Annotated in this window: 11 protein-coding genes; 9 read left to right on the top strand and 2 right to left on the bottom strand. The window is 72.0% G+C overall.

What is annotated here, in order from left to right; genetic code table 11:
- Positions 1–37 precede the first annotated feature (37 nt).
- Positions 38–1,669, top strand: coding sequence for an L-glutamate gamma-semialdehyde dehydrogenase (gene pruA, locus ACZ619_RS22380; RefSeq protein WP_469601539.1), 1,632 nt, complete (start codon positions 38–40; stop codon positions 1,667–1,669).
- A gap of 308 nt (positions 1,670–1,977) precedes the next feature.
- Positions 1,978–2,109, top strand: a complete 132-nt coding sequence (locus ACZ619_RS22375) for a hypothetical protein (protein ID WP_132889751.1) — start codon at positions 1,978–1,980, stop codon at positions 2,107–2,109.
- A gap of 78 nt (positions 2,110–2,187) precedes the next feature.
- On the opposite strand, the gene ACZ619_RS22370 is transcribed toward ACZ619_RS22375, so the two are convergent.
- The gene (locus ACZ619_RS22370) at positions 2,188–3,744 is read right to left on the bottom strand and encodes a purple acid phosphatase family protein (protein ID WP_469601537.1); all 1,557 of its coding nucleotides are present in this window, start codon (positions 3,742–3,744) and stop codon (positions 2,188–2,190) included.
- Between the two features lie 133 nt (positions 3,745–3,877).
- Between ACZ619_RS22370 and ACZ619_RS22365 the strand changes: the two genes are divergently transcribed.
- Both ACZ619_RS22365 and ACZ619_RS22360 read left to right on the top strand, forming a co-directional pair.
- Positions 3,878–4,921, top strand: coding sequence for a 3-isopropylmalate dehydrogenase (locus tag ACZ619_RS22365; protein ID WP_469601535.1), 1,044 nt, complete (start codon positions 3,878–3,880; stop codon positions 4,919–4,921).
- A 242-nt stretch (positions 4,922–5,163) separates the two neighbouring features.
- Positions 5,164–6,252 carry a branched-chain amino acid aminotransferase gene (locus ACZ619_RS22360; protein ID WP_469601534.1) on the top strand — a complete coding sequence of 363 codons (1,089 nt, stop codon included), beginning with the start codon at positions 5,164–5,166 and terminating at the stop codon, positions 6,250–6,252.
- 234 nt (positions 6,253–6,486) lie between these two features.
- On the opposite strand, the gene ACZ619_RS22355 is transcribed toward ACZ619_RS22360, so the two are convergent.
- Positions 6,487–7,929 carry a cytosine permease gene (locus ACZ619_RS22355; protein ID WP_469601532.1) on the bottom strand — a complete coding sequence of 481 codons (1,443 nt, stop codon included), beginning with the start codon at positions 7,927–7,929 and terminating at the stop codon, positions 6,487–6,489.
- A 127-nt stretch (positions 7,930–8,056) separates the two neighbouring features.
- Between ACZ619_RS22355 and ureA the strand changes: the two genes are divergently transcribed.
- From ureA to cimA, 5 genes are all read left to right on the top strand, one after another.
- Entirely contained in the window at positions 8,057–8,755 is a 699-nt protein-coding gene (gene ureA, locus ACZ619_RS22350; protein ID WP_469601530.1) for an urease subunit gamma, read from the top strand.
- Positions 8,752–10,464 (top strand): urease subunit alpha, encoded by a 1,713-nt coding sequence (locus ACZ619_RS22345; protein WP_469601528.1) that lies wholly within the window; start codon positions 8,752–8,754, stop codon positions 10,462–10,464. The genes ureA and ACZ619_RS22345 overlap by 4 nt, the downstream gene beginning before the upstream one ends.
- 24 nt (positions 10,465–10,488) lie before the next feature.
- Positions 10,489–11,523: an agmatine deiminase family protein gene (locus tag ACZ619_RS22340; protein WP_469601525.1), complete on the top strand. Its 1,035-nt coding sequence runs from the start codon at positions 10,489–10,491 to the stop codon at positions 11,521–11,523.
- Positions 11,524–11,532: 9 nt separating this feature from the next.
- Entirely contained in the window at positions 11,533–12,132 is a 600-nt protein-coding gene (locus tag ACZ619_RS22335) for a TetR/AcrR family transcriptional regulator (protein WP_469601522.1), read from the top strand.
- A gap of 301 nt (positions 12,133–12,433) precedes the next feature.
- A complete protein-coding gene (gene cimA / locus ACZ619_RS22330; RefSeq protein WP_469601752.1) occupies positions 12,434–14,038 on the top strand; it encodes a citramalate synthase in 1,605 nt (534 codons plus the stop codon).
- The last annotated feature ends 23 nt before the right edge of the window (positions 14,039–14,061 follow it).

The following is a 14,061-nucleotide window of genomic DNA, read 5'->3' as shown; positions in this document are numbered from 1 at the left end:
TTCACCACCCGCTCACGTACAAGGAGTTACGGATCCCATGGACGCTGTGACCCAGGTCCCCACCCCCGTCAACGAGCCGGTGCACGGCTACGCCCCCGGCTCGCCCGAGCGGGCCCGGCTGGAGGCCAGGCTCAAGGAGCTGGCCGAGAACCCGATCGAGCTGCCGATGACCATCGGCGGCGAGCGTCGGCTCGGCGGCGGCGAGCCGTTCCAGGTCGTGCAGCCGCACCACCACAAGGCCGTCATCGGCACCGGCCGCCACGCCACCGCCCAGGACGCCCAGGACGCCGTCGACGCGGCCCTCGCCGCCGCGCCCGCCTGGCGCGCGATGTCCTTCGACGACCGCGCGGCGATCATCCTGCGCGCCGCCGAGCTGCTCTCCGGCCCCTGGCGCGAGACCATCGCCGCCTCCACCATGCTCGGTCAGTCCAAGACCGCCCAGCAGGCCGAGATCGACTCGCCCTGCGAGCTGATCGACTTCTGGCGCTTCAACGTCCACTACGCCCGCCAGATCCTGGCCGAGCAGCCCCCGGCCAACTCCCCGGGCGTGTGGAACCGCATGGACCACCGCCCGCTGGAGGGCTTCGTCTACGCGATCACGCCCTTCAACTTCAGCGCGATCGCGGGCAACCTGCCGACCGCGCCCGCCCTCATGGGCAACGTCGTCGTCTGGAAGCCGTCCCCGACCCAGACCCACGCCGCCGTGCTGCTGATGCAGCTGCTGGAGGAGGCCGGTCTGCCCAAGGGCGTCATCAACCTCGTCACCGGCGACGGCATCGAGGTGTCGAAGGTCGCGCTGGTCCACCGGGACCTCGCCGGCATCCACTTCACCGGTTCCACCAAGACCTTCCAGTACCTGTGGAAGACGGTCGGCAACAACATCGAGAACTACCGCACCTACCCGCGTCTGGTCGGCGAGACCGGCGGCAAGGACTTCCTGGTCGCCCACCCCTCGGCCGACCGCGCGGTCCTCAAGACCGCCCTCACCCGCGGCGCCTTCGAGTACCAGGGCCAGAAGTGCAGCGCGACCTCCCGCGCCTACATCCCGGCCTCCATCTGGAACTCCGGCTTCAAGGAGGAGTTCGCGGCCGAGGTCGACTACCTGACCATGGGTGACGTCACCGACCTGTCGAACTTCATCGGCGCCGTCATCGACGACCGCGCGTTCGCCAAGAACCGGGACGCCATCGAGCGCGCCAAGCAGGACCCGGCGTGCGCGATCGTCGCGGGCGGCACCTGCGACGACTCCGTCGGCTACTTCGTGCGCCCGACCGTCGTGGAGTGCTCCGACCCGGAGAACGAGGTCTTCCGCACCGAGTACTTCGGCCCGTTCCTCGCCGTGCACGTCTACGAGGACGACCGGTACGACGAGATGCTGACGCAGATGGAGTCGGTCTCCGACTACGCGCTCACCGGCTCGGTCGTCTCCAACGACCGCGCGGCGGCGGCGTACACGATGGAGAAGCTGCGCTACGCGGCCGGCAACTTCTACATCAACGACAAGTCGACCGGCGCCGTCGTCGGCCAGCAGCCCTTCGGCGGCGGCCGTGCCTCCGGCACCAACGACAAGGCCGGCGCCCCGCAGAACCTGCTGCGCTGGACCCTGACCCGGGCCATCAAGGAGACGCTGGTCCCGCCGACCGACTACACGTACCCGCACATGGGCTGACCCTCAGCCCGCCCGAGCACGGGCCGGGAAGCCTGACCCACGAGCAGGCTTCCCGGCCCGTTCCCATGCCCGTTCCGCCGCCTCGGTGCCGGCCCGCCGTCTCAGATAGTAGGAAGTCCGAGTAATTGTGCAGACAGGAGCGGGCCGCTCCCTTATTTTTGTAGAAGCCGAACGTCTCGCTCGACCAAGCGAATGGCGGTCGTGAGCCGGGCCCCGTGCAGGCAACCCCTGCGGCACCGCTCCCCGCCCCTTCCGGCGTCTCGTATCCCCCCTCGCGTACTCCGCGTACGTCTAAGGAGTCGATTCCCATGGCCGAGACGACCGTCCGCCGCCGAGTCCGCCACGTGTCCCGCACGAGCGACTCCGAGCGCAAGAACGCGGCCGCCGCTCTCCAGCGCGCCCTCGACCGCCGTGACAACGGCGGCGAGACCGGCCACTGAGCGACGGCCCCCCCGACCGGGAGCCGCACCCGCACGGAGTACGGCGCGGCCGGGACAGCCGCGCCGTACTCCGGGGGCTCACGCCCCGCGCCGTACCTCGAAGTGGTCGATCCGCGTGCCGTTCTGGGCCAGCGCCGACACCTTCAGCCTCGGAGCCGTACCGGCCTCCGCCTCGACCCTGAGGAAGGAGAAGCCGGTGTAGCGCACCCGTGACCACTCCACCGTCTCCGCCACGCTGTGCTGTCCCTCGGCCCAGTGGAAGCTGTCCACCGCGCCGTGCCGGGTGACATGCCCCTCGTAGCTGTCCCTGACCCCGGACGGGAACGCGTAGAGGTTCCGTCCGCCGCCGCCCGCCGTGACGTGGACGATCCCGTCCCGGGTCGGGTCGGTCGAGCCGCCGACCGGCACCGCGCGGCCGACCTCGCCGCCCTTGACCGCGTCGGTGCGCTCGTAGACGTGATTGTGCCCGTTGACCACCAGGTCCACCTGGTACCTGGCGAACAGCGGCAGCCAGGCCGCCCTGACGCCCCCGTCGGAGGCGTGCGAGGACGTCGAGTACGCGCAGTGGTGGAAGAAGACGACCACGAACTCCACGTCCCGCGCCGCCCGCAGCTCCTTCAGCTTCCGCTCCAGCCACTTCGTCTGACGCCCGCCGCTGTAGCCGAGGTTGGCGGGGATCTCGTACGACACGTCGTTCGCGTCCAGCGCCACGAAGCCCACGTTGCCGTAGGTGAACGCGTACACGCCCGGCGCCCCGTGCGGGTCGAAGCCGTTGTCCGGGAGGGCGAAGCGGGCGTACTGGCCGCCGTAGCCGTCGGGGGAGTACCAGGCCTCCATGTCGTGGTTGCCGGTCGTCACCATCCACGGGACCGAGCGGGCCACCGCCTCGTTCTGCCGCAGGAAGCGGTCCCACTCCCGGGCGTCGTAGCCGTCGCTGGTCCTGCCCGTGCCGTTGCCGTCCGCGTAGCAGATGTCGCCCGCGTGCAGATGGAAGGCCGGGTCCTGCTTCAGCAGCGCGCTGTCACTGGCCTTCCCGGCCTGGCTGACGCCCTGGTCCCCGAAGGCCGTGAACACGAACCGCCCGGGCGTCGCGGGCGCGGTGCGGAAGGAGGCGACGGAGGCGCGGTGGCGCGGGCCGGCCGGGTCCCAGCCCTCGTGGCCGACGCCGTAGTAGTACGTGGTGCCGGGGGTCAGGCGGTCCAGGGCCGCGTGCACGTAGTACTGCTCGACCACCGGGCGCACGCCCTGCACGCCCGGCGTGTGCAGGTGCCGGATCTCGGCGGCGACCCGGGTGCCCAGCGCGTCCGGCCGTGTCCCGATCCGCACGAACGGCCTCCGTACCGCGAACGGCACCTGCCAGGAGATCCGCATCTGCGTGCGCGGGTCGGCGCCGAAGGCGAGATGGCGGCCGAAGGGCGTGACCGCCGAGCCGCGGACCGCCGAGGTGGCCGCCGCCGGAGCCGCCGCCGGGGCCGCCCCGCCCGAGCAGCCGCCCAGCAGCCCGCCGCCCGCCAGCGCGCCCGCCGTCACCAGCGTCCGGCGGCCCACCGGCCGGGTGCGCAGGTACTCGTACTGCTCGGCCATGCTCATCCGGGCGGCGAGGCGGGGCGGAATACCGAAGTCGGGGATGTCCATACCCGGGAAACTGCCCAGCGCGGACCAACGACGTCCCCGCGTACGGGTGAACGCCGGTCGAACGAACACCCCGCCATGTCCGTATGGCGGACGGTGCATGTCATCCCATGGGACGAGGAGTAGGGTGCCGGGCATGTCTCGCAGCATCGATCTCGCAGTGATCCCCGGTGACGGCATCGGGCAGGAAGTCGTGGCCGAAGGCCTCAAGGTCCTCTCCGCCGTCCTCCCGCAGGATGTGAAGCTGGAGACCAAGGAGTACGACTTCGGCGCCAAGCGTTACCACGCCACCGGTGAGACCCTCACCGACGCCGACCTCGACGCGCTGAAGCAGCACGACGTCATCCTGCTGGGCGCGATCGGCGACCCGAGCGTCCCCTCCGGCGTCCTGGAGCGCGGCTTCCTGCTCAAGCTCCGCTTCGCCTTCGACCACCACGTCAACCTGCGTCCGTCGAAGCTCCTCCCCGGTGTCGCCACCCCGCTGGCCGGCGAGCCGGAGATCGACTTCGTCGTGGTCCGCGAGGGCACCGAGGGCCCCTACACGGGCAACGGCGGCACCATCCGCAAGGGCACCGAGCACGAGGTCGCCACCGAGGTCTCCGTCAACACGGCCTTCGGTGTCGAGCGCGTCGTCCGGGACGCCTTCGCCCGCGCCCAGGCCCGCCCCCGCAAGAAGCTCACGCTGGTCCACAAGAACAACGTGCTGACCTTCGCCGGGCACCTGTGGACGAACATCTTCAACCAGGTGGCCGCGGAGTTCCCCGAGGTCACGACGGACTACATCCACGTCGACGCCGCCACCATCTACCTGGTCACCGACCCGGCCCGGTTCGACGTCATCGTCACCGACAACCTCTTCGGCGACATCATCACCGACCTCGCCGCGGCCGTCTCCGGCGGCATCGGCGTCGCGGCGAGCGGCAACATCAACCCCTCCCGCGAGTTCCCCTCGATGTTCGAGCCGGTCCACGGTTCCGCGCCCGACATCGCCGGCCAGGGCAAGGCCGACCCCACCGCCACGGTCCTGTCCGTCGCCCTGCTGCTGCGCCACCTCGGCTACGACGCCGAGGCCGCCCGCGTCGAGGAGGCCGTCACCGCCGACCTCACCGAGCGCCAGGGCAAGCCCGCCCGCTCCACCTCGGAGATCGGCGACGCGCTGGCCGTCCGAGTAGCCGGCTGACCCGAGCCACTCGAAGCACGACTTCGAAGCCGCCGGGTCGCACCAGCGCCCGGCGGCTTCCCCATGCCTGCCGCCGGGTGTCACCATCTACCCCGGTCCGCTCCCACCCCGATTCCGTCCGTCCCGGCCCCGCGCGATAATCGAACGCGGAGCCGCGGTGTGAGGGAATGCTCGGACGTCCTACGAGACGAGACAAGGGTGTGAGCGCGGCCACTACTACAACCGGTGAAGGACTACCACTCATGACGACGCCCACGATCGAGCTCAAGCCGTCCGCGCACCCGCTCGCCGCCGCCGAGCGCGAGGCGATCCTGGCCAACCCCGGGTTCGGCCGCCACTTCACCGACCACATGGTCATGATCAAGTGGACCGAGGGCCGCGGCTGGCACGACGGCCAGCTCGTTCCGTACGCGCCGATCCCGCTCGATCCGGCCACCAACGTCCTGCACTACGCCCAGGAGATCTTCGAGGGGCTCAAGGCCTACCGCCGCCCCGACGGCACGGTCGCCACCTTCCGCCCCGACCAGAACGCCAAGCGCTTCCAGCGCTCGGCCCGCCGGCTCGCCATGCCCGAGCTGCCGGTGGAGACCTTCATCGAGGCCTGTGACGTGCTGGTCCGCCAGGACCAGGACTGGGTCCCGGCGCACGGCGGCGAGGAGTCCCTCTACCTGCGCCCCTTCATGATCGCCACCGAGGTCGGCCTGGGCGTCAAGCCGGCCAACGAGTACCTCTTCCTGGTCATCGCCTCCCCGGCGGGCGCCTACTTCCCCGGCGGCGTCAAGCCCGTCTCCATCTGGGCCTCCGACGACCGCGTCCGCGCCGTCCCCGGCGGCATGGGCGACGCCAAGACCGGCGGCAACTACGCGGCCTCCCTGCTCGCCCAGGCCGAGGCCGCCGCCCAGGGCTGCGACCAGGTCTGCTACCTCGACGCGGTCGAGCACAAGTGGGTCGAGGAACTCGGCGGCATGAACCTGTACTTCGTGTACGGGGACCGGATCGTCACCCCGACCCTCTCCGGCTCCATCCTGGAGGGCGTCACCCGCGACAGCCTCCTGACCGTCGCCCGCGACCTCGGCTACGAGTCCGAGGAGGCCCGCGTCTCCATCGACCAGTGGCAGCGCGACTCGGCGAACGGCACCCTCACCGAGGTCTTCGCCTGCGGCACCGCCGCCGTCATCACCCCGGTCGGCACGGTCAAGCGCACGGGCGCCGAGTGGCGGCAGTCGGACGGCGAGCCCGGCGAGGTCACCCTCCGGCTCCGCGAGGCCCTGCTGAACATCCAGCGCGGCACGGCGGAGGACAAGCACGGCTGGATGCACCGGCTCGGCTGATCACCCCGCCCCCGCCCGACGCGTATCACCTCCCCCGTGCGGGTATCTCCCCGATCCACGGGGGAGGGAGAACGCGTAACCTGTTCGGCCCGCAGTTCGCCGAGCGCCTCTTCCGGGGCGTCGGATCCGCCACCGCGAGCGGCGCCCTGCACCTGATCCAGGCCCGCGACCCGGAGCTGGTCGGCCGCCCGTTCTTCGCCGCGTACGACGAGGGCGCGACCTGGTTCACCGACCTCAAGCCCGCGTTCGGGGCGAGCCGGTTCCTGCCGGGACTGGAGCCGGGGTGACGGGCACCGGCGGCCGGCCCGCCGTGAGCGCGAGGTAGACCAGGCCGCCGGTGACGCCCGAGAGCAGGAAGCTGCAGTCCACCCCGCCCGTCAGGGACAGCAGCGGTCCCTCGTACGACGGCAGGGACACCGCCAGCAGGCCGACGCCGGCGCCGGCCGTCCAGGACGCCGTCGCGGGCACGTTCCAGCCCGCCCGGTACCAGTAGATCCCGCCCCGGGAGCGGCGGTTGAAGACCTGGAGCGCGTCCGCGTCGTACACGCCCCGGCAGCGGGCGAAGCCGATGAGGGTGATGACCGCCCACGGGGTGCCGACGGCCGTCAGCAGCAGCACGAAGGACGTCATCGCGGACTGGGCGTTCCAGGCGTAGTGGCCCGCGAAGACGCAGGCCGTGGCCACCACGGCGACCGTGTACGTGGCCCGCGCCCGGGAGGCGCGGGGCAGGATCGCGTCCAGGTCGAGGCCCATGGAGTAGAGCATCAGGCCCGCGTTGCCGACCGAGCCGGCCGAGGCGGAGAGCAGCAGCGGCACCAGGTACCAGGAGGGGGAGGCGGCCACCAGCGGGCCCGCGTAGTCCGTCGCGGCCCGTGCCGCGTAGGCGGTGAACGTGCCGAACAGCTGGGGCACCAGCAGGCCCAGGACCAGGCCCAGCCAGGTCGCGTGCAGGACCCGGCGGGAGGTGTGGCGGGCGGGGGAGATGTAGCGGGTGTAGTCGCCGAGGAGGGTGATGAAGGCGACCGGCCCGGACAGGCCCGCCGCCACCGCCGCCAGACACCACGTCGGCCGGTAGCCGCCCAGCAGGTAGCCGCCCGCGTCCGGGAGGGCGGAGGTGGTGAAGTGGGGCGCGTAGGCGAGGACGCCGAGGACGAGGAGGGACGTCATGCCGACGGCGAGCACCTTGGACATCGCCAGCAGCACCCGGTAGCCGTAGACCGCGCCCGCCACCGTCGCCGCCGCGAGCACCGTGTAGACGACGGCGTACGCCGGCCCGTCCGCCGCCATGCCGGACAGCCGCCCCAGCACGCTCACCATCACGTCGCCGCCGATCCACACGGTCAGCGCGGTGTAGCCGAGGGCCAGCAGCAGGCCCACCACCGAGCCGACCAGCCGCCCGCGCACCCCGAACTGCGCGCCGGAGGAGGTGGAGAGGTTGGTCGCGGTGCGCAGGGAGACCAGCGCCAGCGGGGCCGTGAACACCGTGCCGACCAGCGTGCCGGCCACGATCGCGCTCACCGACGACCACCAGTCGAGCCCGAAGGACGGCGGCAGCCAGCCGAAGATGACCACGCCGAGGCAGAGGTTGGAGCCGAGCAGGATCGAGACCAGGTCCTTCGGCCCGCTGGTGCGTTCCTCGTCCGGGACGGTGTCGACTCCGCGCTGTTCTATCGGCATGGCCGGGCTCCCTCGCATCGCGCTGCACTTAGAACGGCATTCAATGTGAGTCATGACGCCATGGCCGTCAAGCCTTTCCCTGGAGGATTGCTTTGATTAGAGTGGTGTTCTAAGTGAAGGGAACGAGATGCGGCTGACCCCCACCGAACGCGACCGGCTGCTGCTCTTCGGAGCCGCCGAGCTGGCCCGTGCCCGCCGCGCGCGGGGCCTCAGGCTCAACGTGCCGGAGGCCACCGCCCTGATCGCGGACACCGTCTGCGAGGCCGCCCGGGACGGCAGGCGGCTCGCCGAGGCCGTCGAGGCGGCCCGCTCCGTCCTCGGCCCGGCCGACGTCCTGCCCGGCGTCGCCGACATCGTCACGGAGGTGCACGTGGAGGCCGTCTTCGACGACGGGTCACGGCTCGCGGTCGTCACCGACCCCATCGGGGGCGGCTCCCTCGGCACCGAGGGCCCCGGCGCGCTGCTCCCCGGGCCCGAGCACGCCGATCCGGCGGCGGTGGTCCGGCTGACCGTCACCAACACGGCCTCCGTCCCCGTCTCCGTCACCTCCCACTTCCACTTCTTCGAGGCCAACCCGCGTCTCGACTTCGACCGAGCCGCGGCCTACGGCCTGCGGCTCGCCGTGCCCGCCGGGTCCTCCGTGCGGTTCGGACCGGGGGACTCGCTGGAGGTCGGCCTGGTGCCCATCGGCGGCGGCCGGGTCGCCATCGGCTTCGCCGGTCTCGTCGACGGGCCGCTGGACGCGCCCGGCGCCCGCGAGGAGGCCCTGCGCCGGGCGGCCGCCTGCGGCTACCTGGGCGTCCACGACGAGGAGGCCGGCCGATGAGCCGCCCCGGAGGCCACCCCGCCGAGGCCCGCCGCCTCACCCCCCACGAGTACGCGGCCACCCACGGCCCCCGCGCCGGCGACCGCGTCCGCCTCGGCGACTCCGGGCTCGTCGTCCGCGTCGAGGAGGACTCCCAGCGCTACGGCGACGAGTTCCTGGCCGGCTTCGGCAAGACCGCCCGGGACGGACTGCACCTGAAGGCCGCCGCCGTGCGGGAGACCTGCGACGTCGTCGTCAGCAACGTGGTCGTGATCGACGCCGTGCTCGGCATCCGGAAGGTCTCCATCGGCATCCGCGAGGGACGGATCTGCGCGATCGGGCGGGCCGGCAACCCCGACACCCTCGACGGGGTGGACGTCGTGGTCGGCACCGGCACCTCGATCGTCTCCGGCGAGGGGCTGATCGCCACCGCCGGGGCCGTCGACACCCACGTCCACCTGCTGTCGCCGCGCATCATGGAGGCCTCGCTGGCCTCCGGCGTGACCACGATCATCGGCCAGGAGTTCGGGCCGGTGTGGGGCGTCGGCGTCAACTCGCCCTGGGCGCTGAGGCACGCGTTCGGCGCCTTCGACGCCTGGCCGGTCAACATCGGCTTCCTGGGCCGGGGTTCGTCCTCGCACGAGGCCCCGCTGGTCGAGGCCCTCGCCGAAGGGGGCGCCTCCGGTTTCAAGGTGCACGAGGACATGGGCGCCCACACCCGCGCCCTGGACACCGCGCTGCGGGTCGCCGAGGAGCACGACGTCCAGGTCGCCCTGCACAGCGACGGACTGAACGAGTGCCTCTCGGTCGAGGACACCCTCCGCGTCCTGGAGGGCCGCACCATCCACGCCTTCCACATCGAGGGCTGCGGCGGCGGACACGTGCCCAACGTGCTGAAGATGGCCGGCGTCCCGAACGTCATCGGCTCCTCCACCAACCCCACCCTGCCCTTCGGCCGGGACGCGGTCGCCGAGCACTACGGGATGATCGTCTCCGTCCACGACCTCAAGACCGACCTGCCCGGCGACGCCGCCATGGCCCGCGACCGCATCCGCGCCGGCACGATGGGCGCCGAGGACGTGCTGCACGACCTGGGCGCGATCGGCATCACCTCGTCCGACGCGCAGGGCATGGGCCGGGCCGGGGAGACCGTCCGCCGCACCTTCGCCATGGCCGGCAAGATGAAGGCCGAACTCGGCGCCCCGGACGGCGGCGACGACAACGCGCGCGTCCTGCGCTACATGGCCAAGCTGACCATCAACCCCGCCATCGCGCACGGCCTCGCGCACGAGGTCGGCTCGATCGAGGTCGGCAAGCTCGCGGACATCGTGCTGTGGAGCCCGGAGTACTTCGGGGCCAAACCGCAGCTCGTCCTCAAGTCCGGCTTCCCCGCGTACGGCGTGACCGGCGACCCGAACGCGGCCACCGACACCTGCGAACCCCTCGTCCTGGGACCGCAGTTCGGCGCCCACGGCGCGACCCCCGCCGACATCTCGGTGGCCTTCGTCGCCCGGGCCGCCCTCGACCAGGGGAACGACACCATGCCCACCCGGCGCCGCCGGGTCGCCGTCCGCGGCACCCGCGGTATCGGCCCCGCCGACCTGCGCCTCAACTCCCGCACCGGAGCGGTCGACGTCGACCAGCGCACCGGACTGGTCACCCTCGACGGCGAGCCGCTCCGCTCGGAACCCGCCGACTCCGTCTCCCTCAACCGCCTGTACTTCCTGTAAGCGTCACACCCTGTGAGGATCACCATGTCCGCTGCCTCCGACGGCTTCTGGATGCCCGCCGAATGGACCCCGCACCAGCGCACCTGGATGGCCTGGCCGGGCCCGAACCCCACCTTCGACGACCCGGACGACCTGCGCGCCTCCCGCCTGGCCTGGGCCGGTGTCGCCCGCGCGATCCTGCGCTTCGAACCGGTGACGGTCGTCTGCGGCCCCGGCCAGTCGGCGGCCGCCGAGACGCTGCTCGGCCCCGGCGTCGACACCGTCGAGCGCGACCTCGACGACGCCTGGATGCGGGACATCGGCCCCACCTTCCTGACCGACGGACGTGAACTGGCCGCCGTGGACTGGACGTTCAACGGCTGGGGCGCCCAGCACTGGGCCCGCTGGGAGCACGACGCGAAGATCGCCGCCGAGGTCGCCGACCTCGCGGGCGCCCGGACGTACGCCTCGAAGCTGGTCAACGAGGGCGGCGCGATCCACGTCGACGGCGAGGGAACCGTCCTGCTGACCGAGACGGTCCAGCTCGGCCCCGAGCGCAACCCGGACTGGACCCGCGAGGAGGTCGAGGCGGAGATCCACGGGATGCTCGGCACCCGCAAGGCGATCTGGCTGCCCCGCGGCCTCACCGGCGACTACCCCCCGCACGGCTTCGGCACCCTCGGCCACGTCGACATCGTCGCCGCCTTCGCCCGCCCCGGCGTGGTCGTCGCCCACCACCAGCCCGACCCGGCGCACCCCGACCACGAGGTGACCCGGGAGGTCATCGGCCTGCTGCGGTCCCAGACCGACGCGCGCGGCCGGGCGCTGGAGGTCGTCGAGGTCCCGGCCCCGACCGTCCTGGAGGCCGACGGCCACTGGGCCGACTACTCCTACATCAACCACTACCTCTGCAACGGCGGGGTCGTGCTGTGCGGCTTCGGCGACCCGCGCGACGAGACCGCCGCCGGGATCTTCCGCCGTCTCTTCCCCGAGCGTGCGGTGACGCTCGTGGACGCCCGTACGATCTTCGCGGGTGGTGGCGGTATCCACTGCGTCACCCAACAGCAGCCGAGGATCTAGGAGCCGACGATGGCCGGTGCGCGCAGGAACGCCCCGCCCCGCGAGGACGTGCTCGCCGCCGCCATGACGATGATCGCCGAACGGGGGCTGGAGAAGCTCACCATGGCCGCCCTCGGCCGGGAGGTGGGCATGAGCAGCGGCCATCTCCTCTACTACTTCCACTCCAAGGACGAACTGCTGCTGCGGACCCTGGAGTGGAGCGAGGGCCGGCTGGGCGGCGAACGCGGCCTGCTGCTCACCCGCCCCGGCACCGCCCGCGAGCGCCTCGACGCCTATGTCGACCTCTACGTCCCCGACGGCCACCGCGACCCGCACTGGACGCTCTGGCTGGAGGTCTGGAACCGCTCGCAGAACGCCGGCGACCCGGCCCGCGACCGGCAGGCCGCCATCGAGGGCGCCTGGCACCGGGACCTGGTGGCACTGGTCGCCGAGGGCATCTCGCGGGGCGAGTTCCGGGCCGTCGACCCGGACCGCTTCGCCGCCCGCCTGCGCGCCCTGCTCGACGGCTTCTCCATCCATGTGGCGATCGGCCTGCGCGGCGCCGACCGGACCCAGGTGCTCCGGCACGTGGACGAGTTCCTGGCGGCCGATCTCCTCGCGGACGCGTGACCGCATCCTGAGACAGTGGGTGAACCGGGGGCACAGCTGTGCCAGACTGCCCCCGTGCTCTCGTTCGCCATCATTATTGGCAGCAGGCGCGCCGGTCCGCAGTGACCACCACGTACGACCAGGTACGGGTGGCCATCGTCGTCCTCGACCCGCGCGCAGACCTCTCGCACCCGCGAGGGGTTTTTTCGTTTTCCGGCCCACCTTCAGCCGGGGAACGGGCGCGAGGGACTATGGAGGCACGGTGGAGCCGGTCATTCCGGTACGACCGAGATTCGACATCAGGAGCCTTGAGACCATGACCGTGACGGAAACCAACGAGCTGGACGACTCGTTCCACGTCTTCGACACCACGCTGCGCGACGGCGCGCAGCGCGAGGGCATCAACCTCACCGTCGCGGACAAGCTGGCCATCGCCCGGCACCTGGACGACTTCGGCGTGGGCTTCATCGAGGGCGGCTGGCCGGGCGCGAACCCCCGGGACACCGAGTTCTTCGCCCGCGCCCAGCAGGAGATCGACTTCAAGCACGCCCAGCTGGTCGCCTTCGGCGCCACCCGCCGGGCGGGCGCCAAGGCGGCGGAGGACCCGCAGGTCAAGGCCCTGCTCGACTCGGGCGCCGGGGTGATCACCCTGGTCGCCAAGTCCCACGACCGGCACGTGGAGCTGGCGCTGCGCACCACCCTCGACGAGAACCTGGAGATGGTCCGCGACACCGTCTCCTTCCTCAAGGGCCAGGGCCGCCGCGTCTTCGTCGACTGCGAGCACTTCTTCGACGGCTACCGCGCCGACCCCGAGTACGCCAAGGCCGTCGTCCGCGCCGCCGCCGAGGCCGGCGCCGACGTCGTCATCCTCTGCGACACCAACGGCGGCATGCTCCCGGCCCAGGTCAACGCGGTCGTCTCCACGGTCCTCGCCGACACCGGCGCCCGGCTCGGCATCCACGCCCAGGACGACACCGGCTGCGCGGTCGCGAACACCCTGGCCGCCGTCGACGCCGGCGCCACCCACGTCCAGTGCACGGCCAACGGCTACGGCGAGCGGGTCGGCAACGCCAACCTCTTCCCGGTGGTCGCCGCCCTGGAGCTGAAGTACGGCAAGAAGGTGCTGCCGGACGGCCTCCTGCGGGAGATGACCCGCATCTCGCACGCCATCGCCGAGGTCGTCAACCTCACCCCCTCCACCCACCAGCCCTACGTCGGCGTCTCCGCCTTCGCCCACAAGGCCGGCCTGCACGCCTCCGCGATCAAGGTCGACCCCGACCTCTACCAGCACACCGATCCCGCGCTCGTCGGCAACACCATGCGCATGCTGGTCTCCGACATGGCGGGCCGTGCCTCGGTCGAGCTCAAGGGCAAGGAACTGGGCGTCGACCTCGGCGGCGACCGCGAGCTGGTGGGCCGCGTCGTCGAGCGCGTGAAGGAGCGCGAGCTCCAGGGCTACACCTACGAGGCCGCGGACGCCTCCTTCGAGCTCCTGCTGCGCGAGGAACTCGCCGGGAAGCCGCTGAAGTACTTCCGCGTCGAGTCCTGGCGGGCCATCGTCGAGGACCGCCCCGACGGCACCCACGCCAACGAGGCCACGGTCAAGCTCTGGGCCAAGAGCGAGCGGATCGTCGCCACCGCGGAGGGCAACGGCCCGGTCAACGCCCTCGACCGCGCCCTGCGCGTCGGCCTGGAGAAGATCTACCCCCAGCTCGCCAAGCTGGGCCTGGTCGACTACAAGGTCCGCATCCTGGAGGGCAAGCAGGGCTCCGAGTCCACCACCCGGGTACTGATCTCCACCTCCGACGGCACCGGCGAGTGGTCCACGGTCGGCGTCGCCGAGAACGTCATCGCCGCCTCCTGGCAGGCCCTGGAGGACGCGTACACCTACGGTCTGCTCCGCGCGGGGGTCGAGCCGGCCGAGTGACGTCCGCCGGCCCGGTGGCGGGC

It is taken from the genome of Streptomyces sp. NPDC104367 (assembly GCF_055583825.1).
Note: the sequence above shows the minus strand (reverse complement) of the source record. Positions and strands in the feature narration are given on the sequence as shown.